General features: G+C 54.1%; 26 protein-coding genes. 12 read left to right on the top strand and 14 right to left on the bottom strand.

The genetic code is table 11. The annotated features are described in order from the left end of the window. The first annotated feature begins 63 nt into the window (after positions 1–63). Complete coding sequence (locus ACN9MQ_RS08965) at positions 64–855, top strand: AraC family transcriptional regulator (RefSeq protein ID WP_422711920.1); 792 nt, start codon at positions 64–66, stop codon at positions 853–855. Here ACN9MQ_RS08965 and ACN9MQ_RS08970 read toward each other — a convergent pair. Then, a complete protein-coding gene (locus ACN9MQ_RS08970) occupies positions 839–1285 on the bottom strand; it encodes a DUF441 domain-containing protein (protein WP_014169633.1) in 447 nt (148 codons plus the stop codon). The genes ACN9MQ_RS08965 and ACN9MQ_RS08970 overlap by 17 nt on opposite strands. A 145-nt stretch (positions 1286–1430) precedes the next feature. On the opposite strand from ACN9MQ_RS08970, the gene yoaI reads away from it, so the two are divergent. Next, positions 1431–1535, top strand: coding sequence for a small membrane protein YoaI (yoaI, locus tag ACN9MQ_RS08975; RefSeq protein WP_014169634.1), 105 nt, complete (start codon positions 1431–1433; stop codon positions 1533–1535). A 19-nt stretch (positions 1536–1554) separates the two neighbouring features. Here the strand turns inward: yoaI and ACN9MQ_RS08980 are convergent, their stop codons facing one another. The 4 genes from ACN9MQ_RS08980 to yeaG all read right to left on the bottom strand — a co-directional run bounded on the left by ACN9MQ_RS08980 (position 1555) and on the right by yeaG (position 7367). After that, complete coding sequence (locus tag ACN9MQ_RS08980) at positions 1555–2055, bottom strand: YbaK/prolyl-tRNA synthetase associated domain-containing protein (protein ID WP_014169635.1); 501 nt, start codon at positions 2053–2055, stop codon at positions 1555–1557. 253 nt (positions 2056–2308) lie between these two features. Beyond that, positions 2309–3412, bottom strand: a complete 1104-nt coding sequence (locus tag ACN9MQ_RS08985; protein ID WP_044868256.1) for a glycosyltransferase family 9 protein — start codon at positions 3410–3412, stop codon at positions 2309–2311. 640 nt (positions 3413–4052) lie between these two features. Continuing rightward, a complete protein-coding gene (locus tag ACN9MQ_RS08990) occupies positions 4053–5333 on the bottom strand; it encodes a YeaH/YhbH family protein (RefSeq protein WP_049022945.1) in 1281 nt (426 codons plus the stop codon). Between the two features lie 99 nt (positions 5334–5432). Next, on the bottom strand, positions 5433–7367 hold the full coding sequence (gene yeaG, locus ACN9MQ_RS08995) for a protein kinase YeaG (protein ID WP_014169637.1): 1935 nt from the start codon (positions 7365–7367) through the stop codon (positions 5433–5435). Positions 7368–7799: 432 nt separating this feature from the next. On the opposite strand from yeaG, the gene ACN9MQ_RS09000 reads away from it, so the two are divergent. Both ACN9MQ_RS09000 and ACN9MQ_RS09005 read left to right on the top strand, forming a co-directional pair. After that, the gene (locus tag ACN9MQ_RS09000; RefSeq protein WP_251884811.1) at positions 7800–8549 is read left to right on the top strand and encodes a MipA/OmpV family protein; all 750 of its coding nucleotides are present in this window, start codon (positions 7800–7802) and stop codon (positions 8547–8549) included. Positions 8550–8640: 91 nt separating this feature from the next. Then, on the top strand, positions 8641–9495 hold the full coding sequence (locus tag ACN9MQ_RS09005) for an aldo/keto reductase (RefSeq protein WP_251884810.1): 855 nt from the start codon (positions 8641–8643) through the stop codon (positions 9493–9495). A 47-nt stretch (positions 9496–9542) separates the two neighbouring features. Here ACN9MQ_RS09005 and ACN9MQ_RS09010 read toward each other — a convergent pair whose 3' ends face one another. Beyond that, a complete protein-coding gene (locus ACN9MQ_RS09010) occupies positions 9543–10427 on the bottom strand; it encodes a D-hexose-6-phosphate mutarotase (protein WP_014169640.1) in 885 nt (294 codons plus the stop codon). A 74-nt stretch (positions 10428–10501) separates the two neighbouring features. Then, on the bottom strand, positions 10502–11497 hold the full coding sequence (gene gapA / locus ACN9MQ_RS09015; protein ID WP_020884442.1) for a glyceraldehyde-3-phosphate dehydrogenase: 996 nt from the start codon (positions 11495–11497) through the stop codon (positions 10502–10504). Between the two features lie 341 nt (positions 11498–11838). On the opposite strand from gapA, the gene msrB reads away from it, so the two are divergent. Together msrB and ACN9MQ_RS09025 are read left to right on the top strand one after the other, a co-directional pair. Beyond that, entirely contained in the window at positions 11839–12252 is a 414-nt protein-coding gene (gene msrB, locus ACN9MQ_RS09020; protein ID WP_020884441.1) for a peptide-methionine (R)-S-oxide reductase MsrB, read from the top strand. 56 nt (positions 12253–12308) lie between these two features. After that, the gene (locus ACN9MQ_RS09025) at positions 12309–12572 is read left to right on the top strand and encodes a YeaC family protein (protein ID WP_198921897.1); all 264 of its coding nucleotides are present in this window, start codon (positions 12309–12311) and stop codon (positions 12570–12572) included. A gap of 54 nt (positions 12573–12626) precedes the next feature. Here ACN9MQ_RS09025 and ACN9MQ_RS09030 read toward each other — a convergent pair whose 3' ends face one another. The 4 genes from ACN9MQ_RS09030 to sppA all read right to left on the bottom strand — a co-directional run bounded on the left by ACN9MQ_RS09030 (position 12627) and on the right by sppA (position 17644). Next, positions 12627–13886, bottom strand: a complete 1260-nt coding sequence (locus ACN9MQ_RS09030; RefSeq protein ID WP_020884440.1) for a glycoside hydrolase family 18 protein — start codon at positions 13884–13886, stop codon at positions 12627–12629. A 170-nt stretch (positions 13887–14056) separates the two neighbouring features. Continuing rightward, on the bottom strand, positions 14057–14698 hold the full coding sequence (pncA, locus tag ACN9MQ_RS09035) for a bifunctional nicotinamidase/pyrazinamidase (protein ID WP_020884439.1): 642 nt from the start codon (positions 14696–14698) through the stop codon (positions 14057–14059). 9 nt (positions 14699–14707) lie between these two features. After that, positions 14708–15724 carry an asparaginase gene (gene ansA, locus ACN9MQ_RS09040; protein ID WP_020884438.1) on the bottom strand — a complete coding sequence of 339 codons (1017 nt, stop codon included), beginning with the start codon at positions 15722–15724 and terminating at the stop codon, positions 14708–14710. A gap of 63 nt (positions 15725–15787) precedes the next feature. Further along, positions 15788–17644, bottom strand: coding sequence for a signal peptide peptidase SppA (sppA, locus tag ACN9MQ_RS09045; RefSeq protein WP_426021428.1), 1857 nt, complete (start codon positions 17642–17644; stop codon positions 15788–15790). Between the two features lie 167 nt (positions 17645–17811). On the opposite strand from sppA, the gene ACN9MQ_RS09050 reads away from it, so the two are divergent. The 3 genes from ACN9MQ_RS09050 to ACN9MQ_RS09060 all read left to right on the top strand — a co-directional run bounded on the left by ACN9MQ_RS09050 (position 17812) and on the right by ACN9MQ_RS09060 (position 21435). Next, positions 17812–18363: an NAD(P)H nitroreductase gene (locus tag ACN9MQ_RS09050; RefSeq protein ID WP_014169648.1), complete on the top strand. Its 552-nt coding sequence runs from the start codon at positions 17812–17814 to the stop codon at positions 18361–18363. 116 nt (positions 18364–18479) lie between these two features. Next, the gene (selD, locus tag ACN9MQ_RS09055; protein WP_020884436.1) at positions 18480–19523 is read left to right on the top strand and encodes a selenide, water dikinase SelD; all 1044 of its coding nucleotides are present in this window, start codon (positions 18480–18482) and stop codon (positions 19521–19523) included. A 4-nt stretch (positions 19524–19527) separates the two neighbouring features. Beyond that, positions 19528–21435 (top strand): DNA topoisomerase III, encoded by a 1908-nt coding sequence (locus ACN9MQ_RS09060; RefSeq protein WP_277492291.1) that lies wholly within the window; start codon positions 19528–19530, stop codon positions 21433–21435. Positions 21436–21484: 49 nt separating this feature from the next. Here ACN9MQ_RS09060 and gdhA read toward each other — a convergent pair whose 3' ends face one another. Beyond that, complete coding sequence (gdhA, locus tag ACN9MQ_RS09065; RefSeq protein WP_014169652.1) at positions 21485–22828, bottom strand: NADP-specific glutamate dehydrogenase; 1344 nt, start codon at positions 22826–22828, stop codon at positions 21485–21487. Positions 22829–23056: 228 nt separating this feature from the next. Here gdhA and ACN9MQ_RS09070 point away from each other — a divergent pair, with 228 nt between their 5' ends. Further along, positions 23057–23329: a YnjH family protein gene (locus ACN9MQ_RS09070; RefSeq protein ID WP_032677956.1), complete on the top strand. Its 273-nt coding sequence runs from the start codon at positions 23057–23059 to the stop codon at positions 23327–23329. Here ACN9MQ_RS09070 and ACN9MQ_RS09075 read toward each other — a convergent pair. Continuing rightward, entirely contained in the window at positions 23289–23705 is a 417-nt protein-coding gene (locus ACN9MQ_RS09075) for a pyrimidine (deoxy)nucleoside triphosphate diphosphatase (protein ID WP_025204417.1), read from the bottom strand. The two genes, ACN9MQ_RS09070 and ACN9MQ_RS09075, sit on opposite strands and share 41 nt — an antisense overlap. Positions 23706–23780: 75 nt before the next feature. On the opposite strand from ACN9MQ_RS09075, the gene ACN9MQ_RS09080 reads away from it, so the two are divergent. Beyond that, positions 23781–24350: a carboxymuconolactone decarboxylase family protein gene (locus tag ACN9MQ_RS09080; protein WP_014169655.1), complete on the top strand. Its 570-nt coding sequence runs from the start codon at positions 23781–23783 to the stop codon at positions 24348–24350. After that, on the top strand, positions 24343–24960 hold the full coding sequence (locus ACN9MQ_RS09085) for a CDP-alcohol phosphatidyltransferase family protein (RefSeq protein ID WP_228175629.1): 618 nt from the start codon (positions 24343–24345) through the stop codon (positions 24958–24960). The genes ACN9MQ_RS09080 and ACN9MQ_RS09085 overlap by 8 nt, the downstream gene beginning before the upstream one ends. Here the strand turns inward: ACN9MQ_RS09085 and ACN9MQ_RS09090 are convergent. Then, entirely contained in the window at positions 24957–26264 is a 1308-nt protein-coding gene (locus ACN9MQ_RS09090) for a rhodanese-like domain-containing protein (RefSeq protein WP_228175627.1), read from the bottom strand. The genes ACN9MQ_RS09085 and ACN9MQ_RS09090 overlap by 4 nt on opposite strands. Positions 26265–26300 lie beyond the last annotated feature (36 nt).

Consider the following 26300-nt stretch of genomic DNA (forward strand, 5'->3'; position numbering starts at 1 on the left):
CGATTTTCTCCACGGTTGAAATCAGGCTAAAATGACAGTTTATCGCTAATATCGGACAACCTGATGATTGGTCTCGGACTGGACGGCTACGATCCCGATAGCCAGCATGATGCGGCTGTCGCGTTTCGCATCCGCGTGGTGGCGCAGGAACAATACATTCCGCGACACCAACACCGTAAGGGACAGCTGATTCTGGCGCTGGGGGGCGCCATCACCTGTGAAGTGGAAAACGCCATGCTGATGGTACCGCCCCAGTATGCCGTGTGGATCCCTGGCCAGATGCCGCACAGCAATAAGGCCACGCCGGGTGCCCAGCTTTGCTTTTTATTTATTGAACCCGGAGCGGTAAGTTTGCCCGATCGCTGCTGCACCCTGAAGATCTCCCCTCTGGTGCGGGAACTGATCTTATCGCTGGCGGAAAAATCACGTGAAGCGCTTTCGCTTGCTGCCACATTGCGTCTGGTGGATGTTCTTTTTGACGAGCTACCGCTGCAGCGTCAGGAACATTTGCAACTGCCCGTTTCGCCTCATCCAAAAATCCGGCTGATGAGCGAGAAGATGGCGGAAGAGCCTGCCGCCTGGCAGACGCTGGCGCAATGGGCGAGCCACTTTGCCATGAGTGAGCGCAATCTGGCGCGCCTGGTGGTGAAAGAAACGGGCCTGAGCTTTCGCCGCTGGCGGCATCAGCTGCAGCTTATTGTGGCGTTACAGCTGTTGATTGGGGGAAAGTCGGTACAGCAGGTGGCACAGTCGCTGGGGTACGACTCCACCACCGCGTTTATCACGATGTTTAAGAAGGGGCTGGGGCAGACGCCAGCGCGCTATATAGCCAGCCTGACTACGACTTCCCGATAAAAAGTGAGACCAGCCCGGCTGCAATCAGCGGGCCCACCGGAACGCCACGAAAGAGCGCCACACCGAGCACGGTTCCCACCAGCAGACCGGCCACCAGCGAGGGCTGGCTGCTCATCAGCGTAACGCCACGCCCGCCCAGCCACGAGACAAAAACGCCTACCGCTATCGCTATCAGCGATTTCCAGTTCACAAACGAGTGCAGCAGCGTCGAGGCAGGCAGCGTACCGCTGGCGATAGGTGCCATCACCCCAATGGTCAGAATGATGATCCCGATGGTGAGACCTTGTTTTTCTATCCACGGGAAAAAGGTGTTTAACGGGGTCACGCGCACAATGATCAGCACCAGAATTGAGATAGCGACGGTGGTGTTATGGCTGACAAAGCCAAGCGCAGCGAGGGCCAGAAGAATGAGCAGAGTCGGGTCAAACATAAGGAATCCTTGCCAAAAGAGTAAGCCTGCTTACTTTACGCGGAAACACGGCTGAAGACAGTTTTTAAAAAGATTTTACTGCTGTCATAACCCTGTCATTTACGGGGGATAAAACAGGGGCAGGCATCGAAAAAGGGTCGCAAAAATGTACGATCACATGTTTGTCGAAACGCTGATCATCTCTTCATCGTTTTTCGCTGTTGCCATTATCCTGGTCGCGTCAGTTATTTTTCTGGAAAAAAAAGGCTGACACGATGCCAGCTACACGATTACGCTTTATGGAACGTCACCAGCTCAGGACGGGCGATACGCAAATAATCCTGCGTATCCATAATCACGGATTTTTCCAGCAGACCGGCGTTAAACGCGATTTCATCAAAACGCTCAAACAGGAGCGGGTCGGCCACCAGTGCCAGATCGGGATGGAAGCTAAAAGGCGGAATGGCGCCAAAAACGCAGGCGGTCAGGGTATCGACTTCGGCAGGGCTTGCGAGAGACGCTTTTATCCCCCCAAAATGGCTGGCAAGCTGGCTTAAATCGGCCTGCAGATCGGCGGCGAGGATCGCCAGAACGTGTTTTTTTACGCCGTTTCCCTTCACCTTACAGACCAGTGCTTTTGCCCCTTGTCCCAGATCGGTTCCGCGGATCTCACTCACCGCTTCACATTTCCCCACGGCGTCATGCTCCATGACGCGAAATCGCGCGCCCTGCTGGGTTAACAACGTAATGAGTTGCTGGTGGGTTGTTGTTCCCTTAACGTCATCAGACATAGCGATTTACCTGTTAAATACCAATACGCAGCGTTTAACCTTAGCACAGAATATTTCGCCGTTGGTATAGACGTTGCTGTTGGGCGATTGCTTTACCCGCTGATTATGTGTCGGCATCAGAAGAGATTATATCCAGCTGCAATGTGCAGGTGAGATCGGAGAAAGATTTAAAAACGCTTAACAGGCATGAAGCTTCTCAGGTTTCATAAAGTGAAAGTCCTGAGAAGCGAGAAAAATTACAGATGTGATTTCTTTATCTCGAACTATTATCGGCGATACTCTTCAATTGTTCGTCAATAATATTCAGTATAGGCCGAACATCAGTATCCATCACGCGGCGCTCTTTCAGTCTAACCTGGATAGCTGATTCATAGTTTGGCCCCCAGACATCAGCATTATCTGCCTGAGCGACAAGCATTTTAAATGGATAGAGGCAAATTAGTTTTTTCTTAAATGCTCTGGATACATGCACGAATGATGTATCTGGAGAAATCACGAGTGCACTCTCTTTTATGATTTGTGCAGCCGAAAAGAATGAGGGCAATGAACTCTTAGTGACATGATCTGCATCGGGAATAGGCTTTATTTTATGTTGTTCGCCAAGAATGATTAAGTGAAAAGTATCTTTATATTTAGCCATGTGACTGGTAATGGCCTCAATCTGCGCTGTTGAGAAGAAACGTTCACTCACACTGCCGTAAGGAATGAACGCAACCGTTTTTTTATCAGTGGTTTTCTTAAGAAAATCCTTTGCTTTTTGTACATCGTCGTCAGGTATGATCACAGTGTAATCATAGTTCTGTGCCGATATCCCCAGATGCTTCAGGAAATCAATGTATCTTGTGCTTATATGTGACAAAGGGCAGCTAATGTTAATTACTTCGTCATAGATACGATACTTCCTGGTAAAACCGATTGTTTTGTGTGGTTTTATTAGTCTGATTAAATTAAATGTTTCGACATTTGAATGAGTTATTTCATGCGAGTCAACAAATACAAAAGGTGGAAGTTCCCTTAACACCTTGATTAGCATCTTTTTGTTGTTAGGTTCATAAAAGTAAAGAGCTTCTAAATTGTGCCATTCTTTGAAGAGAAAGTGCGTCCTTTTATCTGCAATAACAGAGACCTGAAAATTGTTTCTTACCAGAGTCTCAATCACACCACCAATGACAATAGCATCACCAATCCCTTTACCAATGAAGGGGATAATCAGATGGTTTGTGCCCGACCCATGTCTCGTTCGAGAAGTACGCCCCTGAGCGGCAATCATACTCAATAAGTTAAGTTTTAACTTAAGTTTGATCCTTTTCAAAAAATAGTTTTTAGATCTGTTTGCTTTTTTTATCCATCGAAACATTAAAGACTCCTTGAATACTTATCTGGTGTTAGTTAGCGTGGTACCAATTTCTTTTCATTTTGGCTAAAAGTCAGCTCGACATCCATAAAAATAGTATATGCATTCCCATCCACGAGGAGGCTCTCCACCCGTATATTACCTGTAGTGATTGCTACCAGTCATTACTGCGAGGTAGGCCACCTGTGCGTCAGTAAGCTCTGGCGCGCCCTGGAGTTGGGTAAGTTGTTCTGCCGTCGGTGGAGAAATAATTTCAATGGCTGCATAACGCATCTGTGAAAAGGCCCTACGGGGCTTAACGCTTAAAATTATGTGTAAATGGCCGCGAGTTGATGACTCTAACACTGGAGGTAAGGTGGATTCAATGTTCGGTTTTGGTAGGTCAGCAATACGTTCCTGCTTTGGGCAATTTTTATGCGCCTGTTGTTCTTCCTTCTCCGGATATGCTTATCCTTAGTTTATCGTATAGCTTATCCAACAAACATATAACCCTGGTAGGGGTGTGCCAATATCGGAAGAAAGAATTTTAGTCAAACATGGGATTGTTGAGGTATTAAATAATCCGCTTGCCCTTTACAGGCTAATTACCCTGAAAGCCAAAAGATCAGCCAGTTAGTATAAATAACTGGCTGATTAATGATGATTAACTTGTTGTTGAACTTTGTTTATGGAACAGTTCCCTGAACACCGGATAGATATCATCCTGATCGCGGATATGCTGCATGGCAAAGTTATCAAACATCGATTGCAGATGTTCATACTCACGCCACAGCGTCTGGTGAGCACGGCGGGTAATTTCGATATAGCTGTAGTAACGCACCACCGGCAGAATTTTCTTCGCCAGAATATCGTGACACAGCGGGGAGTCATCTGCCCAGTTATCGCCATCTGATGCCTGCGCGGCATAGATGTTCCACTGCGCCGGGTCGTAACGCTCTTTCACCACTTCATCCATCAGTTTCAGAGCGCTCGACACGATGGTGCCACCGGTCTCCTGCGAGTAGAAGAACTCATGTTCATCCACCTCTTTCGCCTGAGTGTGGTGGCGAATATAGACCACTTCCACGTTCTTATAGGTTCTGCTCAGGAACAGATAGAGCAGGATATAAAAACGCTTCGCCATATCCTTGGTGGCCTGGTCCATCGAACCGGAGACATCCATCAGACAGAACATGACCGCCTGGCTCGACGGTTCGGGGCGTTTTTCGTAATTTTTGTAGCGCAGGTCGAAGGTGTCGATAAACGGTACCCGGTCTATTTTAGCCCGGAGTTCGGCTATCTCTTTGCGCAGGCGTTCCTCTTCCAGCAGTTGCGCCGGTTCAGTATTTTCCACCACCTTCAGGCTGCTCTCCAGCTCGCGGAGTTCGCGCCGTTTACCTGCCGTCATAGCCGTGCGTCGCGCCAGAGAGTTCTGCAGCGAACGGACCACGCTGATGTTGGCGGGCACGCCGTTTGCGGTATATCCCGCGCGATGGGTTTTGTACTCGTTAAGCTGACGATGCTGGTTCTTTTTCAGATTCGGCAGCGCCAGATCCTCAAACAGCAGGTCGAGATACTCATCTTTTGAAATCTGGAAGACAAACTCATCCTGTCCTTCACCGTCCTGGCTGGCCTGTCCCTGACCGCTTCCTGAACCGCCCCCGCCGCCTTGCGGGCGCTCGATTCTGTCGTTCTGCACGAAGTGGTCATTACCTGGGTGTACGCGATGGCGAAGGCCGCCACGTCCCTGATGAAACATCGGTTCGCTGATGTCATCGGTGGGGATGGAGACAGATTCGCCGCTGTCGACGTCGGTCACCGAGCGTTTGTTGATGGCCTCGGAGATCGACTGTTTAATTTGCGCTTTATAACGGCGCAAGAAGCGCTGGCGATTTACCGTGCTCTTGTTTTTGCCGTTAAGACGACGGTCAATAAACCAGGTCATATATCCCCCGTACTGCATTTGCCAACTTGCAGTGTCCGGACGTGCCGGACATTTTTGTAGCCCGGCAGGCGTATGCGCTACCGGGCACTTGTACTTGTATTAAGACGATTTACGTACGCGCAGATACCATTCGCAGAGCAGGCGAACCTGTTTGCGGGTGTAGCCTTTCTCCATCATACGGTCGACAAAATCGTCGTGTTTTTTCTGCTCATCGGTTGACGTTTTAGTGTTAAACGAAATCACCGGCAACAGCTCTTCGGTATTGGAGAACATTTTCTTCTCGATTACCGTGCGCAGTTTCTCGTAGCTGGTCCAGTTCGGATTACGTCCGTTGTTATGCGCTCTGGCGCGCAGGACGAAGTTCACAATCTCGTTACGGAAGTCTTTTGGGTTACTGATCCCGGCTGGCTTCTCGATTTTTTCCAGCTCTGCGTTCAGGGATTCCCGGTCGAACAGCTGGCCGGTATCCGGGTCGCGGTACTCCTGATCCTGGATCCAGAAGTCAGCATAGGTGACATAACGGTCAAAAATGTTCTGCCCGTACTCTGAATAAGACTCCAGGTAGGCGGTCTGGATCTCTTTGCCGATGAACTCCGCATATTTCGGGATCAGGTAGCCTTTCAGGAACTCAAGGTAGCGTTCAGCCTGTTCCTGCGGGAACTGCTCGCGTTCAATTTGCTGCTCCAGCACGTAGAACAGATGAACCGGGTTGGCCGCCACTTCCGCATGGTCGAAGTTAAACACGCGGGAGAGGATCTTAAAGGCGAAACGCGTGGACAGACCGTTCATCCCTTCGTCCACACCGGCGTAGTCGCGGTACTCCTGATAAGACTTCGCTTTCGGGTCGGTATCTTTCAGGCTTTCCCCGTCATACACGCGCATTTTCGAGTAGATGCTGGAGTTTTCCGGCTCTTTCAGGCGCGAGAGAATGGAGAAGCGCGACAGCGTTTCCAGGGTGCCTGGTGCGCAAGGTGCGTGTACCAGCTCACTGTGGTTAAGCAGTTTCTCGTAAATTTTGATCTCTTCGGAGATCCGCAGGCAATAAGGCACTTTGACGATGTAGACACGGTCAAGGAACGCCTCATTGTTTTTGTTATTACGGAAGGAGACCCACTCAGATTCGTTCGAGTGCGCGAGGATAATGCCGTTAAACGGCAGGGCGGAAATACCTTCCGTACCGTTGTAGTTGCCTTCCTGGGTGGCCGTCAGCAGCGGATGCAGCACTTTAATTGGTGCTTTAAACATCTCGACGAACTCCATAATCCCCTGGTTGGCGCGGCACAGCGCACCCGAGTAACCGTAGGCATCCGGGTCGTTTTGCGCGTAGTTTTCCAGCTTACGAATATCGACTTTACCCACCAGAGCGGAGATATCCTGGTTGTTCTCATCCCCCGGTTCAGTTTTGGCGATAGCAATCTGTTCCAGAATGGATGGCCACACCTTGACGACGCGGAATTTGGTGATATCCCCACCAAACTCGTGCAGGCGTTTTGCCGCCCAAGGCGACATGATGGTGCCAAGATAGCGCCGCGGAATACCAAACTCTTTATCCAGAATTTGCGCATCTTCCTGCGGATTAAACAGGCACAGCGGATGGTCATTCACCGGGCTGCGTTCACCGTTAGCGCTCAGCACATAGATAGGGACGCGCTGCATCAGTGATTTCAGACGTTCAGCCAGTGATGATTTACCCCCACCCACAGGGCCGAGTAAATAAAGGATCTGTTTCTTCTCTTCCAGACCCTGGGCGGCATGCTTCAGGTAGGAGACAATCTGTTCGATGGCATCTTCCATACCATAGAACTCTTCAAACGCCGGGTAGCGGGCGACCACCCGATTCGAAAAGAGACGGGAAAGCCGAGGTTCCAGGGCAGTATCAACCATGTTTGGCTCACCAATAGCCATTAATAGCCGTTCTGCCGCATTGGCATAGGCACTGCGATCTTGCCGACAAATGGTAAGAAACTCCTGCAGTGTGAACTCTTCGTCCTTGGCAGCTTCATAACGCTGGCGATAGTGATCGAATATATTCATGGCATGCCGTCCTTTCGTTTTTTAGCACAGGATAAGAGCCGTTCGTATGAGTAGTGGAGGCTCCCGGAAGAGAATCTCTCGCACCTCACTGCCAGAGCAGCAACCTGTGTGCCAGGTCAGACGCTAAGAACCGCAGGGTGTTAAGAAAAAACTCTTCTTAATTTAAAGCGTAGATGGCATTTGCAAAACTTGCATGCCGATAAAATCTAATTTCAATGACATATCAATAACTCATCCAAAAATTTCCCCTGCTGTTTTAGGGTAAAAGCACGTTTTTCATTCAGTAGTCATATAAATGAAAGCAGGCTGTCACCTGAAAAGTTGAAAATAACGGGTTAATCAGACTGATTAGCAGGCAAAAAATTTTGGGATGTACGACAATGGCGGTTAAACTTCTCTCGCTGATTATTTGACTACAGGAAAGAATGGATTGTGACCAAACTCAAACTTCTGGCATTGGGCGTACTTGCCACAACCGCTGTTAGCACCGCACAGGCGGCGGAAAGTCAGTGGACTGTTGGCGCGGGCGTTGGTGTGATTAACAGCCCATACAAACAGTATGATCGTGATGTTTATCCAGTTCCGGTTGTCACCTATGAAGGCGATAACTTCTGGTTCCGCGGTCTGGGCGGTGGCTACTATCTCTGGAATGATACGGCCGACAAGCTCTCCATCATGGCTTACTACGATCCGACGCACTTCAAGCCGGGTGACAGCGACAGCCATGCGCTTCGCCAGCTCGACAAGCGTAAGAGCACCATGATGGCGGGACTCTCTTATGTGCATAACACCGAATATGGCTTCCTGCGTACCGCACTTGCGGGGGATACGCTGGATAACAGCAACGGTTTTATCTGGGATCTGGCCTGGCTCTATCGCTACACCAACGGTGCGTTAACGCTAACCCCGGGTATCGGTGTGCAATATAACAGTGAGAACTACAACGACTACTACTATGGTGTTTCTAAGAACGAATCCCGTCGTAGCGGTCTGAAGAGCTACAGTGCGGACGACGGCTGGGATCCGTACCTTGAGCTGACGGCAAGCTATAACTTCCTCGGTGACTGGAACGTCTACGGTACCGGGCGCTATGAGCGTCTGAGCGATGAAGTGAAAGACAGCCCGATGGTTGATAAGTCCTGGGCGGGCATATTCTCAGTCGGTGTGTCCTACAAGTTCTGATTGTGCATTAAAAAAGTGCAATCATTGCATCAAAACGGGGCGCTTGCGCCCCGTTTGCATTGGTGTGGTGCAACGAAAAAGAGGGGATGATATGAACGTAAAAACCGTGACCTTTTCCGCAGGGCGTCCACTTCCGGCTATCGGACAGGGTACCTGGTATATGGGAGAAAAAGCCAGCCAGCGTAAATCCGAAGTGAATGCACTGCGGGCGGGCATTGATCTGGGGTTAACGTTAATTGATACCGCTGAAATGTATGCCGAAGGTGGAGCGGAAGAGGTGGTCGGGGAGGCGATTAAGGGCCAGCGCGACAACGTTTTTCTGGTATCAAAAGTCTACCCGTGGAACGCTGGCGGTCAGAAAGGCCTGGCGGCGTGTGATGCCAGTCTGCGACGTCTCGGGACAGACCATATCGATCTCTACCTTCTGCACTGGCGCGGTAACTATGGCCTGGATGAAACCATTACGCTGATGGACACACTCCAGCAGCAGGGAAAAATTGGCCGCTGGGGCGTCTCAAACCTGGATTATGAAGATATGCAGGCGCTGTGGCGTGAAGAGGGCGGTTCCGCCTGTGCCACTAATCAGGTGCTTTATCATCTGGCGTCACGGGGAATTGAATTTGATCTGCTTCCCTGGTGTCAGCAACAGGCGATGCCGGTGATGGCTTACTGCCCGCTGGCTCAGGCCGGGCGCCTGCGTTCGGGGCTGATGAACCATCCGGTCGTGAATGCCATCGCGCATAACCACCGCGCCACTGCCGCCCAAATTCTGCTGGCGTGGGTTATCCGCCATCAGGGTGTTATTGCCATACCGAAAGCGGCCTCGATTGAGCATGTTAACGCCAACGCTGGAGCGCTGGAGATAACCCTCACCGCGGAAGAACGTCACAAACTGGATAATGCTTTCCCGCCACCCACCCATAAACTCCCGCTGGATGTCGTTTAATCCTGACGCATGCCCCTCTCCTTTACAGGAAGAGGGGCGGTAGCGTATTAGCGCTTCACAATACTGATTGTCTGCCCTAAGCGAGACGGTTTTTCTTCGCTGGTTTTTTGTGGCGCAGTGACGCACGCCGTTTCCACACAGACGAAGGTTTTGTAACCGTCATCAGGCACGTCGGCCATACTGACAGAAAGTGCCGGGCCTGGGTTCCAGCCCACCACGTTGCTGTGATGGTGGTGTACCACTTCGATACCACGGTTCAGGGCGCTGTCGTGGATCACGTTGCACGCTTCCGGATGCAGGTAAACGCGGTCAGTACGGTCCGGGAACGTCTGAATGCCGTCGCTCAGTTTTCCTTCTTTCGCGTTATCCACCTTGTCGATAAAGGTATCGCCAAGGCCGCTCACCTTCACGGCGCTGATGTCACCAACGTTGAAATAGGTGTGCAGGGCGGAGGTGGTTTCAAATTCACCGTGCGCTTCCAGTTCGATTTCGCAGGTTTTGCCCAGCTTGAAGCGTGCGTACAGGGTGAAATCGTGCGGCCACAGGGCGCGGGTTTCCTCATTCGCCTGCAGCTCAAAGGTCAGTACCGCACCGTTATCGTCTTCATTGTGCGCTTTCAGCGTCCACTGCTGGTTACGGGCAAAACCGTGAGAGGGTAGGCCTTTCTCAGCGGAAGGACCAAACCATGGCCAGCAAATAGGCACGCCGCCGCGAATCGCATCCCCTTTTTTAAAGGAGGTCGCGTCGCTCAGCCACAGTGCTTCCGTTTCGCCTTCAGGTTTCCAGGAGAGCAGGTGTGCGCCGTTCAGCGCCACGGAGGCTTTTACGCGCGGGTGGTCAACGACGATGATATCCGCACCATCAATCTGTCGGCGGGAGAGCACAGGGGTAAGTTGTTCGACTACCGGAAGTGCAAAAATTTTATTAATCATTAAGCAATCCTCTGTCTAAAAACAATAAAAAAGGCGACCGAAGTCGCCTTTTTGGATCAAGAACTCATCTCAACTTATTTGGAGATGTGAGCGATCAGGTCCAGTACTTTGTTAGAGTAGCCGGTTTCGTTGTCGTACCAGGAAACCAGTTTCACGAAGTTGTCGTTCAGTGCGATACCTGCTTTAGCATCGAACACGGAAGTGCACACTTCGCCGTTGAAATCGGTAGATACAACGTCGTCTTCGGTGTAGCCCAGAACGCCTTTCATTGCGCCTTCGGAAGCAGCTTTGATTGCTTTCTTAATTTCTTCATAAGAAGCAGCTTTTTCCAGACGAACGGTCAGGTCAACAACGGATACGTTAGGAGTTGGAACGCGGAACGCCATACCAGTCAGTTTGCCATTCAGTTCTGGCAGTACTTTACCTACAGCTTTAGCTGCACCGGTAGAGGATGGGATGATGTTCTGAGCCGCGCCACGGCCGCCACGCCAGTCTTTGTGAGACGGGCCGTCAACAGTTTTCTGAGTCGCGGTGGTCGCGTGAACGGTAGTCATCAGACCTTCGACGATGCCGAAGTTGTCGTTGATTACTTTAGCCAGCGGTGCCAGGCAGTTGGTGGTGCAGGATGCGTTAGAAACGATGTCCTGGCCAGCGTAAGTTTCGAAGTTTGCACCACGAACGAACATTGGGGTGTTGTCTTTAGAAGGACCGGTCAGAACAACTTTTTTCGCACCCGCGGTGATGTGTTTACGCGCAGTTTCGTCGGTCAGGAAGATACCGGTAGCTTCAGCTACAACATCAACACCGATTTCGTTCCATTTCAGGTTAGCTGGGTCTTTCTCAGCAGTAACGCGGATGGTTTTGCCATTAACAACCAGGTGGCCGTCTTTCACTTCAACGGTGCCGTCGAAACGACCGTGAGTTGAGTCGTACTTCAGCATGTACGCCATGTATTCAGCGTCCAGGAGATCGTTGATACCAACGATTTCGATGTCAGAACGTTTCTGAGCAGCACGGAAAACAATACGGCCGATACGGCCAAAACCGTTGATACCTACTTTGATAGTCATATATTCCACCAGCTATTTGTTAGTGAATAAAAGGTTGCCTGTAAAATTACAAAAACCTTACGCAGCGTCAAGCGGAATCGTGTCAATCATTGCGACAAATCAATCCTGTGACTAACGTTTGTGCGACTGACTCGCCTCACTTTCCCTTTGAGCTAGCAACCACATGGGGGCTGCGCGCGGCATTTTAAAGTCCTCGCAGGATAAAAATGTGAACATGATCACAATTGCCTGACCGCCTTTTCGCGACACATAAGTTTAGAACAAAAGTGCACGCAAGGGTGTTAATGTTTTGTTAGAATCCGGGTTAAAAGGTGTCTGTTTCTACAGCGAGATGTAAGCATATGTCGAACCAACGTAACCCTGACGATTTGAAAAAAAACCTCACCGAAATGCAGTTTTACGTGACGCAAAATCACGGAACCGAACCGCCTTTTACCGGCCGTTTACTGCACAACAAGCGCGACGGTGTCTACCACTGTCTGGTATGTGACGCCCCGTTGTTCAATTCCCAAACGAAGTTCGATTCTGGCTGTGGCTGGCCAAGCTTTTATGAGCCGGTCAGCGACGATGCGATCCGCTACCTGAGCGACACGTCGCACGGCATGGTGCGTACTGAAATTCGTTGCGGAACCTGTGACGCCCACCTTGGACACGTCTTCCCGGATGGCCCTCAACCGACGGGTGAGCGTTTCTGTGTGAATTCAGCGTCGATGAGCTTCACCGATGATGAAAACGGTGACCAGATAAAAGGTTGAAAAAACGATTCAGCAAATTATTCCTTTGAAAGGGAGAGATCGTGAATATTGATGACATGATTAGCGGTATGACGCCGGAGGTGTATCAGCGCCTGGTGACTGCTGTTGAACTGGGAAAATGGCCGGACGGTGTCGCGCTCACGCCGGCGCAAAAAGAGAACAGTCTGCAACTGGTGATGCTCTGGCAGGCGCGTAACAATACCGACGCGCAACACATGACTATCGACACTCAAGGCCAGATGGTGATGAAGAGCAAGCGCGAGCTGAAAGAGGACTTTGGTATCACGCCAAAGCCGATCGCGACGATAAAAATGCAGTAACGGTGGGCGGCAGTCCTGCCAGCGCCCTCTCTCTGGAGAGAGGGCGTGCTTACCTTACTCTTTGGGTTTAATTCCCAGCGACTCCGCCAGCTGTTTCGCTAACTGGTTATTGTCATCCGCGCCGTACTCCCAGAACATCGCCCCGGCGAGACCTTTCTCCTTGATGTAATCCGCTTTGATGGCGACGGAACGCGGGTTCTCATAGGAAAGGGCAAACAGCGCCTTGCCGTCCGCCGCATTCACTGAAAGCCACGGCACTTGCGCCCGTTCGTCCCAGTGTTCGGTAAAACGCTTCTGCGGATCGTTTAAGAGCTTTTTCACAATATCGTTGTACTTCACATACGTATCTTTGGTCAGGTCGTAACCCAGTGAAGCGAACAAGCCGGTTTCCTGAGGCCCAAAGTAGGGCTGGGTCACCGGATGGTTTTGCGCATCGGGTTTTGTCCAGTCAATACCGGGCTCCACGGCGCGTTTCGGCACGCGGCCGTAAAAACCAATCCCGAGGTTCATCTGCTGCGGCTTCAGCCCGGCCGCCAGATAGTTGTTCACCACAAAATCCACGCTGTATTTGTCTGCGGCGGCCACCGTTGGCCAGTCGCTGGAGTCATACAGATTGGCGTTGAAATACTGTGTGCCATACGCCATGTCGTAGGTCATCAGGTTGATGTAGTCGAGCAGCGGGGCAATGGCCTTCACATCCACCCAGCTTTTCGGACTTTCTGCATTTGCCCCCACCGCGATGGTGACCAGCTTTTTATGCCCGAAGGCGGCGCGCAATTCTTTCAGCAGTGCGGTGAAGTTATCGCGATCGGCTGGCGTGCTGGCCACCAGTCCCCATGCGCCATTTACCGGGTATTCCCAGTCAAGATCGATGCCGTCGAGCGCATATTTTTCGACAATCTCCTGAGCCGAGCGGATAAACACCGCACGGCTCTCTTGGGTCGCGGCTGCGCCGGAGAAGCCACGCGCACCCCATCCGCCAACGGAGAGCAACACTTTCAGGTTTGGATTTTGCTTACGCAGCGTCGGGATTAGCGCCAGATCGGCGGCGACTTTTGGCGACAGCCAGATCTGATGAAGTTTCGCCGGATCTTTCAGCGCAGCATGGGTTTCGTCTTTCTCATCGTTATAGACCAGACCAAATGAGTAGTTCAGGTGGGTAATCTGACGAACGTCGAGCGTATTGATATCGCCACCGGGACCGGCGGTGACATCGCCACCGCCGTTAAAATATCCCACAGACATCAGGGGAGTGGCGGAAGCAACTGACGCGCAAAGCAAGGGTAATGCTGCCAGCAAAGGCAAACGTTTCATACAAGTTCCTCTTTGACTTAACAAAAATAACCACGCCACGGAAAAGGCGTGGCGAAAAAACAGCCTGAAGAGAATAGCATTGCCGCTTCGCTGGTGATGCGAGGGAGTTCACTTTATGGGGAACGAGACGGGGCGTGCCGGGCAGCACTGTGGCTTGCCCGGCGAGAAGGTCAGGCGTGCGTTTCCAGCCAGTCTTCCAGGGTATACAGGGTGGCGCCTTCCGCGGCCATATCCATAAACGCCTGTGCGCTGTCCTGCGGTTGAATATTCACCCCGCGACAGCCATCGGTGATGACGCTGACGGTATAGCCTAGCTGGAGAGCGTCCAGCACGGTGAACTTCACGCAGTAATCCGTCGCCAGACCCAGCACAATCAGTTCGGTGATTTCGTGATGGCGTAACCACCCGTCCAGCGCCGTTTTCTGGCGATGTCCGTTATCAAAGAAGGCGCTGTAGCTGTCGATAGACGGGTTTTCCCCTTTATGAAACACCGCGTCGATGGCCTTCTGATTCAGCAGCGGATGCAGCTGCGCACCTTCCGTCTGTTGCACGCAGTGATCCGGCCAGAAGGTTTGTGCCAGGCCGTCAAGTTCACCCTGAGTGAAGGGCTCAACGCCGTGCTGGCTGGCAAAACTGCCGTGATCAGCCGGGTGCCAGTCCTGGCTTGCGACTACTGCCTCACCCCGCGTTTTGCACCACTCAATCAGCGTATTCGCCACGTCTACGGTGCTGTCACCTTCAGCGACGGCCAGTGCGCCGCCCGCACAGAAATCATTTTGCAAATCGACCAGTAACAGGGCGCGTTGCGTCATGGTGCCTCCTTATTCGTCCGGCGTCAGTTCGCCGCGCAGGTTTTGCATCATCGCGCTGCGGATGGACTGAATGTCCAGATCCTGACTCAGTAAATAGTGAAGTTTAGTCAGCGTGGCTTCAACGGTCATATCGAATCCGCTGATAACGCCTGCATGCGCGAGGGCGTTACCGGTGGCGTAACCGCCCATGTTGACTTTACCGGACATGCATTGCGTCAGGTTAACCACCACGATCCCACGCTCGCTCGCTTCCTGCAGCTCTTTCAGGAACTCGCCGTTCTGCGGGGCATTGCCCACGCCGTAAGAGCGCAGGATCAGCGCTTTCACCGGCTGGCGCAGGAAGTTACGCACCACATCTGCAGAGATACCCGGGTAAATCGTTACCACGCCAATCGGTTGCGGCGTGATCGGATGAACAATCAGTTCGCCCGCCGTGCTCGGCGCAGGCGGGGTGCCCAGACGACGAATATGGATGCCCGCCTCCAGCAGCGGCTGCAGGTTCGGTGAGGCGAAAGCGTCAAAGCCATCGGCGTGCGCCTTCGTGGTCCGGTTGCCGCGATACAGTCGGTTGTTGAAGAACAGCGACACTTCGTTAATCGGGTAATTCGCTGCCACATACAGGGAGTTGAGCAGGTTGATCTGCCCGTCAGAACGCAGCTCCGCCAGCGGAATTTGCGAGCCGGTGACGATGACGGGTTTGCCCAGATTCTCCAGCATGAAGGAGAGTGCCGAGGCGGTAAACGCCATCGTGTCGGTACCATGCAGGATCACAAAGCCGTCGTACTGGTCGTAATGGGCTTTAATGTCGTCCGCGATATGCTGCCAGTCTTCCGGCGTCATATCGGAGGAGTCCATCAGCGGCTCGTATTCGTGAATGGTGAAGTCAGGCATTTCAGGACGGTGGAATTCAGGCATCAGTGCGAGCTGGCGCTGAAGGTGGCCGGAGACCGGGATATAGCCGTTTTCAGAGCGCTGCATACCGATGGTACCGCCAGTGTAGGCTACATAAATCGATTTCTTCTGCATGGTAGTGAGTTCTTGTTCTTCAAAAGAAAAAAATCCCCTCTTCACGGGAAGAGGGGACGGTGTTTAACGGACGTTTGCACAGGTCAGACAAAACGCGTAACGGCTTTGTGGATCGTTAAAGGCCGCCAGTTTGTCGCTTTCCGCTTTCATCGCTTTAGCCGCCGTCGCGACTGGCGCAGGCAGATACGCCTGCAGCGCCTCAGGCAGCATGGCACGCACGGAGCCGGACATGCTGTTCATCACCAGGTCAAAGAACGACGGCTCGTCCTGGTAATACTCAACGTGCCACTGCTTGAGCTTCGCCAGTTCGGCGGCTTTCTTCACCGCGTCATCAAAGTCGCCCAGGCTGTCTACCAGACCATTATTCTTCGCATCCTGGCCGGTCCAGACATGGCCCTGCGCAATGTCGTCGATCTGTTGCGGTGTCTTTTTACGGGACTCTGCCACCAGCGTAATAAAGCGCTTGTAGCCGCTCTCGATACTGAGCTGCATCATCTCAGAGACTTCAGGCGGCAGCGATTTGGTGACCGACACATCCGCCAGCGGTGAAGTGGCAACGCCATCGGTATGGACGCCCAGATAATCCAGGCTGTTTTCCACGGTGTTAATCACCCCAAAGATGCCAATCGAGCCGGTCAGCGTGCTCGGGTTGGCGACGATGTAGTTAGCCGGGGTTGAAATCCAGTAACCGCCCGAGGCCGCCATTCCACCCATCGATACCACTACCGGCTTGCCGGCTGCACGTGCCGCGGCAAGTTCAGCGCGGATCACTTCAGAAGCGCTGACGCTGCCGCCAGGGCTGTTTACGCGCAGTACAATCGCCTTCACTTTCGGATCAAGGCGAGCATCGCGGATTTGCGATGCGGTGGTATCGCCGCCCACGTTACCCGGCGTTTCCTCGCCGTCCATGATGGCACCATTAGCAAAGACCACCGCGACGCTGTCACCGCTGTCATCCGGCTTTTTGGTCGCATAATCGTACATGCTGATAGCGCTGAAGTTTTTATCCTCTTTGCTCCAGCCAAACTGTTTGCTCAGTGATTTTTCGATATCCGCGCTGGTGCCCAGCGCATCGACCAGTTTGTTATCCAACGCATATTTTGCGGTATCACCATCAACCTTGCGCAGGCCCTCCAGCACGCCCTGCGCGCCAGGGAACACCTGTTCAGCGGTTATCTGGCGGTTAGCGGCCACGGTGCTCAGATAGTTCTGCCACAGCTCACCAATCCAGCGGCTGTCCGCTTCACGGGCCGCAGGGGACATATCATCACGAATAAACGGCTCCACGGCGGATTTATAGGTTCCGACGCGGAAGACGTGGGTGGTGACTTTCAGTTTGTCGAGCAGCGATTTGTAATACAGACCGTTAGTGGCGAAGCCATGCAGATCGACCGTACCCTGCGGGGAGAGCCAGATTTTATTGGCGAAGCTGGCCAGATAATACTGCCCCTGGCTGTAGCTGTCCCCGACCGCAATCACCGGCTTGCCGCTGTCACGGAATTCGCGCAGCGCTTTACCAATGTATTGCATCGAAGGCTGGTCGCCGCCGGCAAAATCTTTCAGATCCAGCACGATGCCGGTAATGTTGCGGTCGTCTTTTGCCTGACGAATGGTGTCGACGATATCGAACAGGGAGTTTTCCTGAAGACGGTCTGATGTCGCGCCAAACAGCTGACGGCCAATAACGCCCAGACGATTGCTGGTGGACGGCTTATCGACGATGACGCCCGTGATATCAAGTAACAGCGCCCCGCGAGTCGAATGCTGCGCCTGATTTGCGTTGCTGATATGCATCCAGACGCCTGCGCAAACCAGAACCAGGAGGATGAAGAAGATATTCATCACCAGGTTGCGGACGAAGTTGAGCAGTCGCCACGTCCATTTAAAGAAACCGGCAATGATTCGCCAAAGGGTTCGCATGTATTCTCCCTAACCAGAAAATGACTGTTTCCGTCGCCACGGGACGGCAATGTGCGGTTATCGTAATGACCCAACCGTCACTTGTCAGCAGGAATCGCCTGCTACGCTGTAACAAAATCTGCCGCCGTGTTAATTTTGTGAGTAAATTTCAAGAAAGGAGTTAACCAATGGACGCACTTGAACTGCTTGTTAACCGCCGTAGCGCTTCACGTCTCACCGAGCCGGCGCCGGCAGGGGAGCAACTGGAGAATATTCTGCGTGCCGGCCTGCGTGCACCGGATCATGGTACGCTGCAGCCATGGCACTTCTTTGTGATTGAAGGTGAAGGCCGCGATCGTTTCAGTCAGATACTGGAGCAGGGGGCAGTTGCCGCAGGTCAGGATGAGAAGGGTATTGAGAAAGCCCGCAGTGCGCCATTCCGTGCGCCGATGATCATCGCTGTCGTGGCGAAATGTCAGGCCGACCACAAAGTGCCGGTCTGGGAGCAGGAAATGTCTGCCGGCTGTGCCGTCATGGCAATGCAAATGGCCGCCGTGGCGCAAGGGTTTAACGGTATCTGGCGCACAGGGCCGCTGACCAACAGCCAGCCGGTTCGCGACGGATTCGCCTGTGGTGAACATGATAAAATTGTCGGCTTCCTCTATCTCGGCACGCCTCAGCTTAAAGCCTCCGCCACCATTAATGTGCCGGACACCACGCCTTTCGTCAGCCGTTTCTGATAACGCGCGCTAAACTGTCTGGATTCTGAGCATCTGCCGCAGAATTCAGACAGTCATACTTACCTCTTTATGGAATGAGCGCTACCATAGCGCGATTGAGATGACAGGAGACGTCCATGAGCGAGCAAACCATTCGTTTAACGCAATACAGCCACGGAGCCGGTTGCGGTTGTAAAATTTCCCCGAAAGTGCTGGAGACCATTCTCCACAGTGAACAGGCGAAGTTTGTCGACCCGAACCTGCTTGTCGGTAACGAAACGCGTGACGATGCGGCAGTTTATGACCTGGGTAACGGCACCAGCATTATCAGTACCACCGACTTCTTTATGCCGATTGTCGACAACCCGTTCGATTTCGGGCGTATTGCGGCCACCAACGCCATCAGCGATATTTTCGCCATGGGGGGCAAACCGATTATGGCGATTGCCATTCTGGGCTGGCCGATTAACACCCTTGCCCCTGAAATTGCCCGTGAGGTGATTGAAGGGGGACGTTTTGCCTGCCAGCAGGCGGGGATCGCGCTGGCCGGGGGTCATTCTATCGATGCGCCGGAGCCAATCTTCGGTCTCGCGGTCACGGGCGTGGTGCCCACCGAGCGCGTGAAACGCAACAGCACCGCGCAGGCGGGCTGCAAGCTGTTCCTCACCAAACCGCTGGGCATTGGTGTCCTCACTACTGCGGAGAAAAAATCGCTGCTGAAGCCGGAACACCAGGGGCTGGCAACCGAGGTCATGTGCCAGATGAACCTCGCGGGTGCGGCCTTTGCGAATATCGACGGCGTGAAAGCCATGACCGACGTGACCGGTTTTGGCCTTCTCGGACACCTCTCCGAAGTGTGTCAGGGCGCGGGCGTACAGGCGCAGGTCTGGTATCAGGACGTGCCGAAGCTGCCGGGTGTGGAGGAGTACATTGCAGCGGGCGCCGTTCCGGGCGGTACCCAGCGTAACTTTGCCAGCTATGGTCATCTGATGGGCGAAATGCCTGAAGCGTGGCGCAATCTGCTGTGCGATCCACAAACGTCCGGTGGTTTGCTGCTGGCGGTCACGCCAGACGCTGAAGCCGACGTCCAGGCGACGGCCGCAGAGTTTGGTATTACCCTGACGGCGATCGGTGAACTGGTGACCGCGCGCGGTGGCCGACCGATGATTGAGATCCGTTAATTCAATGCGGTTGTTTATTGCCGAAAAGCCGAGCCTGGCCCGTGCCATTGCCGATGTGCTGCCGAAGCCGCATCGCAAGGGAGACGGCTTTATCGAATGCGGTAACGGGCAGGTGGTCACCTGGTGTATCGGTCACCTGCTTGAGCAGGCGCAGCCAGATGTCTACGACAGCCGCTATGCCCGCTGGAACCTCAATGACCTGCCCATCGTCCCTGAAAAATGGCGCCTGCAGCCACGGCCTTCCGTCACCAAACAGCTCAACGTGATTAAACGTTTTTTGCATGACGCGACGGAAGTCATCCACGCGGGTGACCCGGACAGGGAAGGGCAACTGCTGGTGGATGAGGTGCTGGACTATCTGGAGCTGGCGCCGGAAAAACGCCAGCAGGTCCAGCGCTGCCTGATTAACGACCTCAATCCGCAGGCCGTGGAGCGGGCCATTTCACGTCTGCGCGCGAACAGCGAGTTTATTCCGCTGTGCGTTTCCGCGCTGGCCCGCGCTCGAGCGGACTGGCTTTACGGGATCAATATGACCCGCGCCTACACCATTCTGGGGCGTAATGCCGGTTATCAGGGCGTCCTCTCCGTCGGGCGTGTGCAAACGCCGGTGCTGGGGCTGGTGGTGCGTCGTGACGAAGAGATTGAGAATTTCGTCGCCAAAGATTTCTTTGAGGTTAAAGCGCATATCGTCACGCCGAAAGACGAGCGCTTTACCGCCGTCTGGCAGCCAAGCGATGCCTGCGAATCGTATCAGGATGAAGAGGGACGGTTGCTGCACCGTCCGCTGGCGGAGCACGTGGTCAACCGGATTACCGGTCAGCCTGCTATTGTCTCCAGCTATAACGATAAACGGGAATCAGAACCCGCGCCGCTGCCGTTCTCGCTTTCCGCGCTGCAGATTGAAGCGGCGAAACGCTTCGGTCTGAGCGCGCAGAACGTCCTTGATATCTGCCAGAAGCTCTACGAAACCCACAAACTCATTACCTATCCGCGTTCGGACAGCCGGTATCTGCCGGAAGAGCACTTTGCCGGTCGTCACTCGGTGATGAACGCCATTGCCGTTCACGCGCCGGATCTGCTGCCACAACCGGTTGTGAATCCGGACATTCATAACCGCTGCTGGGATGATAAAAAGGTGGATGCCCACCATGCGATTATCCCGACGGCGCGCACCAGTAACGTTAACCTCACGGAAAACGAAGCGAAGGTGTATAACCTGGTGGCTCGTCAGTACCTGATGCAGTTCTGCCCGGACGCAGTGTTCCGCAAATGCGTGATTGAGCTGGAAATTGCCAAGGGGAAATTTATCGCCAAGGCGCGTTTCCTGGCGGAGGCTGGCTGGCGCACGCTGCTTGGCAACAAAGAGCGTGACGAAGAGAATGACGGCACGCCGCTGCCGGTGGTTGCCAAAGATGACGAGCTGCTGTGTGAGAAAGGCGAAGTGGTTGAACGCCAGACCCAACCGCCGCGCCACTTCACCGATGCGACACTGCTCTCGGCAATGACCGGGATCGCCCGTTTTGTTCAGGATAAGGATCTGAAGAAGATCTTGCGTGCCACCGACGGACTGGGCACGGAAGCGACCCGTGCGGGCATTATCGAGTTGCTGTTTAAGCGCGGTTTTCTGGAGAAAAAAGGGCGCTATATCCACTCGACTGAACCGGGGCGCGCATTGATCCACTCACTGCCTGAGCTGGCCGCAAGGCCGGACATGACGGCACACTGGGAATCTGTGCTAACGCAAATCAGTGAAAAGCAGTGTCGCTATCAGGACTTTATGCAACCGCTGGTGGGGACCTTGTACGAGCTGATTAACCAGGCGCGTAATACGCCGGTGAAGCAGTTCCGGGGGATGGTTGCACCGGGTGGTGCGCCGAAGAAACCGTTCAAAAAGAAAAAAAGCGCAGCCTGATGTGCTTTCGGTTGTCGCCCTCTCCCAACGGGAAAGGGCGACAGCGTGCTTAGATAACCCCTTGCCCCATCATCGCATCCGCGACCTTCACGAACCCGGCGATATTTGCGCCACGCACGTAGTTGGTTTGCGATGCCTCACCGCCGTACTCGACGCAGGCGTGGTGAATATCCAGCATAATGTGGTGCAGACGCGCATCCACTTTCTCTGCCTTCCAGCCGAGGCGCGCGGCGTTTTGCGCCATCTCCAGGCCAGAGGTCGCCACGCCGCCGGCGTTCGCGGCTTTGCCCGGCGCAAACAGCACGCCAGCCTCAAGGAACAGATCGGTCGCTTCGATGGTGGTTGGCATATTCGCCCCTTCGGCCACGGCCTTCACGCCGTTGGTAATCAGGGTGCGTGCGGCCTCGGTATCCAGTTCGTTCTGGGTCGCACATGGCAGGGCGATATCGACCGGCACGCCCCACGGCTGTTTGCCTTCGAGCCAGGTCAGACCAAATTCACGGGCATAATCCGCCAGACGGCCGTCGCGGCTGGCTTTAATGTCGCACAGGCGTGCCAGCTTCTCGGCCGTAAAACCGGCTTCATCCACCACGGTACCGCGTGAATCTGACGCGGTAACCACGCGGGCACCAAACTGCATCGCCTTCTCAATAGCGTACTGAGCCACGTTACCGGAGCCGGACACCGCCACGCGCATACCTTCAAACCCTAAGCCGTGGCGCTTCAGCATCGCCTCGGTAAAATAGACCAGCCCGTAGCCGGTGGCTTCCGGACGGATCAGGCTGCCGCCAAAGGAGAGCCCTTTGCCCGTAAAGACACAGGCGCTATTATTCGAGAGCTTTTTCATCATGCCGGCCATAAAGCCCACTTCACGCGCACCGACGCCGATATCGCCCGCCGGAACGTCAGTATCGGGACCAAGATGACGATAGAGTTCGGTCATCAGCGCCTGACAGAAACGCATCACTTCGCCTTCGCTTTTGCCTTTCGGATCGAAATCACTGCCGCCTTTCCCGCCGCCCATGGGCAGGGTCGTAAGGGCGTTTTTAAACGTCTGCTCAAAGCCGAGGAATTTTAAAATCGACAGATTCACGGAAGGATGGAAACGCATCCCGCCCTTAAACGGGCCGATGGCGGAATTAAACTGCACGCGCCACGCGCGGTTAACCTGGACCTGATTACGGTCATCTACCCAGGTCACGCGAAACTGGATCACGCGCTCCGGCTCCACGAGGCGCTCAAGCAGTGACATCTGGCGATAACGCGGGTTTTCTTCAAGGAACGGCCACAACGTGGTCATGACTTCACGTACGGCCTGCGCAAACTCACTTTGATGCGGGTCGCGCTGTTGAACATAAGAGAGGAAAGTTTCCAGAGAGCGTGTCTGATCCATAGATATAAGAACCCCTTATATTATTTTATGTATATTGCTTATACGAATTGTGTTGTTTTTTTGACTATACCATCCGTACCGCTTTGTGAAGCAAGCAGAAATGTATGCCGAAAGGGAAATTAATCAGCGGGGCTGCGTCATAACCAAAAGCGATGACGAGATAAATTAAAGGTTCTGCGCCGGTTTACCGTTATAGTCTTTATCAGGGCACAACAGGAAGATAAGTCTATGAACCGTTACGTGATAACCGCGTTATGTTTGATGTTTACCGCAGGCGCGCAGGCAGACCGCATTCGCCCGGATGTGGACGTGAATGTGCCGCCGGAGGTGTTCAGCTCCAGTGGCCAGCGAGCGCAGCCGTGTAACCAGTGCTGCATCTATCAGGATCAGAACTATTCGGAAGGGGCAGTGGTAAAAGCGGACGGTATTCTGTTGCAGTGCCAGCGTGATGAACGCACCATTAGCACGAATCCGCTGGTCTGGCGTCGCGTAAAACAATAAACGCCTCCAGCAGCGGGATGTCCGCAGGCGCTAAGTTGAAACCAAATGCGTCTTCGGGCGTACACCACACCAGCGCACTGTGGTAATGCGCCGTCAGCGCGCCGCTGAATGCCGGAACGTGCCAGGCGTGAAGGTTGATTAACCGCTGTGACACCTCACGCTGATGGCTTGCCACATACTCACCTGGCTGCGCGTGGATGCCGAGCTCTTCGTGCAACTCGCGGACAAGCGCCTCGGGCTGTGTCTCACCGGCTTCTACTTTTCCGCCTGCGAATTCCCACATGCCCGGCTGGTCGGCATGAGCCGGGCGCTGGGCCAGTAAAATTTTGTTGTCTTTTTCGATGATTGCCGCAACGACATCGACTGTTTTTAGCATGGTCGTCAATACTTGTTAGCGAAAAACACCATATTATCGTGCCCTTTCTAAGAGTCCAGCCATCAGGAGAATCAGGTGAAAGAGACGTCCACCTGGGTAGATCCCATCGCCACCCTTCCGGTCAGCATAAAACCGATTGCCGCCATGCAGAAAAAACACTTTGGTGCCGTGCTTAACCCCACGCGCTGGTGGGGAAGGATGCCACGTCTTTTCTGGCTGGTGGCATTGTTCGTCGGTTTTCTCGAACGTCGTCACGCGCGCCTGTCGCCGGTGCTCCGTTCGCTGTTAATGACCCGGGTATCGCAGCTTTGTCACTGCGCTTTTTGTATCGATGCCAACAGTTTGCGCCTGGCGGAGCGCTCGGGCGCATTGGATAAGGTTCAGGCCGTCAACGCGTGGCGTGATTCCGCTCTTTTTAGCGAAGAGGAGCGTGCGGCTCTGGCCTATGCCGAGGCTGTCACCGCGACGCCGCCCCGTGTGGATGACGAAATCAAAAGTGAGATCAAACGCCATTTCAGCGAGGACGCGATCGCCGAAATGACGGCGCTGATTGCGTTTCAGAATCTCTCTGCACGCTTTAATGCCGCGCTGGACATCCCGGCGCAGGGGTTATGTGCCACGTTTAAAGAGGATCCCCATGCTTGATCGTCATCTGCACCCGCGGATTAAACCCACGCTCAACCGGCTGGTGTCAGTACTGGATAAGCCGGGGATCACGCCTGACGGATTAACCCTGACCGGGTTTGCCATAGGCGTGCTGGCCTTACCGTTTCTGGCCCTCGGCTGGTATCCGGCGGCGCTCGTCGCCATCGTGCTGAATCGCCTGCTGGATGGTCTGGACGGTGCGCTGGCGCGCCGGCGCGGGCTGACGGATGCGGGAGGCTTTCTTGATATCGCCCTCGATTTTCTGTTTTACGCGCTGGTTCCCTTCGGATTCGCGCTGGCGGCCCCCGCAGAGAATGCGCTTGCCGCTGGCTGGCTGTTGTTTGCCTTTATCGGTACCGGGAGCAGTTTTCTGGCATTTGCCGCGCTGGCAGCGAAACACAACATCGACAACCCCGGCTACGCGCATAAGTCGTTTTACTATCTCGGGGGGTTAACGGAGGGGACGGAGACGATCGCGCTGTTCGTGCTGTGCTGCCTGTATCCGGCGCACTTCAGCGTGCTGGCGTGGATATTTGGCGCGTTGTGCTGGCTGACCACCACAACGCGCATCTGGAGCGGGTATGTGACGCTGAAGTCACTTACCCGTTAGCGTGAACTTTCTGGCCCGCGTTTTCCGCTGGAGACGGGGTTCTGTGGATGACTGCTCCACTCGTACCAGCCGCCGTCATAGACGGCGACATTTTTCCAGCCCATCGCCCGTGCGTACATAAACGTCTCGGACGCACGCCAGCCGGTGCCGCAGTAAAACGCGACGTGCTGTTCCGGCAGGATGTTCCAGGTTTTCCACATGGCGGCGATGTCGTCAGCGCTGCGCATGGTGCCATCCGGATTATGGAAATCTTCCATATGGGTGGCGTCGCTACCGGCATGACCCCAGCGGGCACCGGCAATTTCACCTTTTGGCTTGATGTAGCTGTAGCCGCTGGTTTCGCCGATGAACTCCGGCCAGGAACGAATGCTGACCAGCGACGCGTCCTGGCGATGCAGCATCCCGCGTGCTTGCGCCATATCCACCATCAACTGCGGCTGGCCAGGGATCGGTGCACCAAAATCGGGGGCGGGCTTCACGTCTTTGGGCATTCCCCGTTCAACCGGCAGACCCGCGTCAGACCAGGCTTTCCAGCCGCCATCAAGAATGCGGACGTCCTTCACGCCCGCATACAGCATGATCTGCGCCACGCGGGCGGCGGCATATACGTCACGGCCATACAGAATGACGGTCGTATCGTGACGGATCCCGTGCTTCGCCAGCATCGCTTTTAGCGTGTCGTCAGAAACTTTATTCCACAGCGGTTCGCTTTCCACTTCGTTGGTATCAATGTAGCCGGCACCGGGAATATGGTTCAGCAGATAAAACTTCGGCGCGCCCCATGCGGCTTCAATGACTTTCCAGTCGCCCGTCGGCGCGGCAGCGACGGGTTTATCCTGCTGAAGCTGGTGGATCCACTCCGGGTAGACGAGTTGTTCAAAGTGCGGCAAACGCTGCAGACGCTCAGGTACCTGCAGGGCATCGTTGAGCACGGAAATCTGGTGGTAGCCGGCTTTTTCCAGCCGCGCTTTGACCGCCTGATTATCGGCGTCGCGACCGTAGAGCGCGATCGTCATGGCCGGCGTAAGCTGGTGCTGTCTGGCCCAGACGGCAATCTGGTCATCGCTCATCGCGCCAAGCCAGGAGGCGGAAAGGTTAAGTGCGGCGGGCTCATGCCCGGAGGGCGCGCTCAGCGTTTGCGGCCAGCCGTTGTAAAACGCGCTGGCGCGGGTGTCGATCACCGCGCCGTGTTGTGCCTGAAGTTGAGACAGCGTCATGGCGTGCGGCATATCAGCAGCCAGAGAGGAAAATGAAGCGAGGCCGCACAGCATGGCCAGCGCGGTCAGTTGAGAAACACGTTTCATCGAATAACCTGACGTCAGTAAAAGAGGGGGGCATTG

This window comes from Enterobacter sp. R-25 (genome assembly GCF_049913205.1).
Lineage (GTDB): Bacteria > Pseudomonadota > Gammaproteobacteria > Enterobacterales > Enterobacteriaceae > Enterobacter > Enterobacter ludwigii.

Coding starts and splice junctions, on each gene's coding strand:
- ACN9MQ_RS08965 (WP_422711920.1), top strand. CDS start 64: ATGATTGGTCTCGGACTGGACGGCTACGATCCCGATAGCCAGCATGAT.
- ACN9MQ_RS08970 (WP_014169633.1), bottom strand. CDS start 1,285: ATGTTTGACCCGACTCTGCTCATTCTTCTGGCCCTCGCTGCGCTTGGC.
- yoaI (WP_014169634.1), top strand. CDS start 1,431: ATGTACGATCACATGTTTGTCGAAACGCTGATCATCTCTTCATCGTTT.
- ACN9MQ_RS08980 (WP_014169635.1), bottom strand. CDS start 2,055: ATGTCTGATGACGTTAAGGGAACAACAACCCACCAGCAACTCATTACG.
- ACN9MQ_RS08985 (WP_044868256.1), bottom strand. CDS start 3,412: ATGTTTCGATGGATAAAAAAAGCAAACAGATCTAAAAACTATTTTTTG.
- ACN9MQ_RS08990 (WP_049022945.1), bottom strand. CDS start 5,333: ATGACCTGGTTTATTGACCGTCGTCTTAACGGCAAAAACAAGAGCACG.
- yeaG (WP_014169637.1), bottom strand. CDS start 7,367: ATGAATATATTCGATCACTATCGCCAGCGTTATGAAGCTGCCAAGGAC.
- ACN9MQ_RS09005 (WP_251884810.1), top strand. CDS start 8,641: ATGAACGTAAAAACCGTGACCTTTTCCGCAGGGCGTCCACTTCCGGCT.
- ACN9MQ_RS09010 (WP_014169640.1), bottom strand. CDS start 10,427: ATGATTAATAAAATTTTTGCACTTCCGGTAGTCGAACAACTTACCCCT.
- gapA (WP_020884442.1), bottom strand. CDS start 11,497: ATGACTATCAAAGTAGGTATCAACGGTTTTGGCCGTATCGGCCGTATT.
- msrB (WP_020884441.1), top strand. CDS start 11,839: ATGTCGAACCAACGTAACCCTGACGATTTGAAAAAAAACCTCACCGAA.
- ACN9MQ_RS09025 (WP_198921897.1), top strand. CDS start 12,309: ATGATTAGCGGTATGACGCCGGAGGTGTATCAGCGCCTGGTGACTGCT.
- ACN9MQ_RS09030 (WP_020884440.1), bottom strand. CDS start 13,886: ATGAAACGTTTGCCTTTGCTGGCAGCATTACCCTTGCTTTGCGCGTCA.
- pncA (WP_020884439.1), bottom strand. CDS start 14,698: ATGACGCAACGCGCCCTGTTACTGGTCGATTTGCAAAATGATTTCTGT.
- ansA (WP_020884438.1), bottom strand. CDS start 15,724: ATGCAGAAGAAATCGATTTATGTAGCCTACACTGGCGGTACCATCGGT.
- sppA (WP_426021428.1), bottom strand. CDS start 17,644: ATGCGAACCCTTTGGCGAATCATTGCCGGTTTCTTTAAATGGACGTGG.
- ACN9MQ_RS09050 (WP_014169648.1), top strand. CDS start 17,812: ATGGACGCACTTGAACTGCTTGTTAACCGCCGTAGCGCTTCACGTCTC.
- selD (WP_020884436.1), top strand. CDS start 18,480: ATGAGCGAGCAAACCATTCGTTTAACGCAATACAGCCACGGAGCCGGT.
- ACN9MQ_RS09060 (WP_277492291.1), top strand. CDS start 19,528: ATGCGGTTGTTTATTGCCGAAAAGCCGAGCCTGGCCCGTGCCATTGCC.
- gdhA (WP_014169652.1), bottom strand. CDS start 22,828: ATGGATCAGACACGCTCTCTGGAAACTTTCCTCTCTTATGTTCAACAG.
- ACN9MQ_RS09070 (WP_032677956.1), top strand. CDS start 23,057: ATGAACCGTTACGTGATAACCGCGTTATGTTTGATGTTTACCGCAGGC.
- ACN9MQ_RS09075 (WP_025204417.1), bottom strand. CDS start 23,705: ATGCTAAAAACAGTCGATGTCGTTGCGGCAATCATCGAAAAAGACAAC.
- ACN9MQ_RS09085 (WP_228175629.1), top strand. CDS start 24,343: ATGCTTGATCGTCATCTGCACCCGCGGATTAAACCCACGCTCAACCGG.
- ACN9MQ_RS09090 (WP_228175627.1), bottom strand. CDS start 26,264: ATGAAACGTGTTTCTCAACTGACCGCGCTGGCCATGCTGTGCGGCCTC.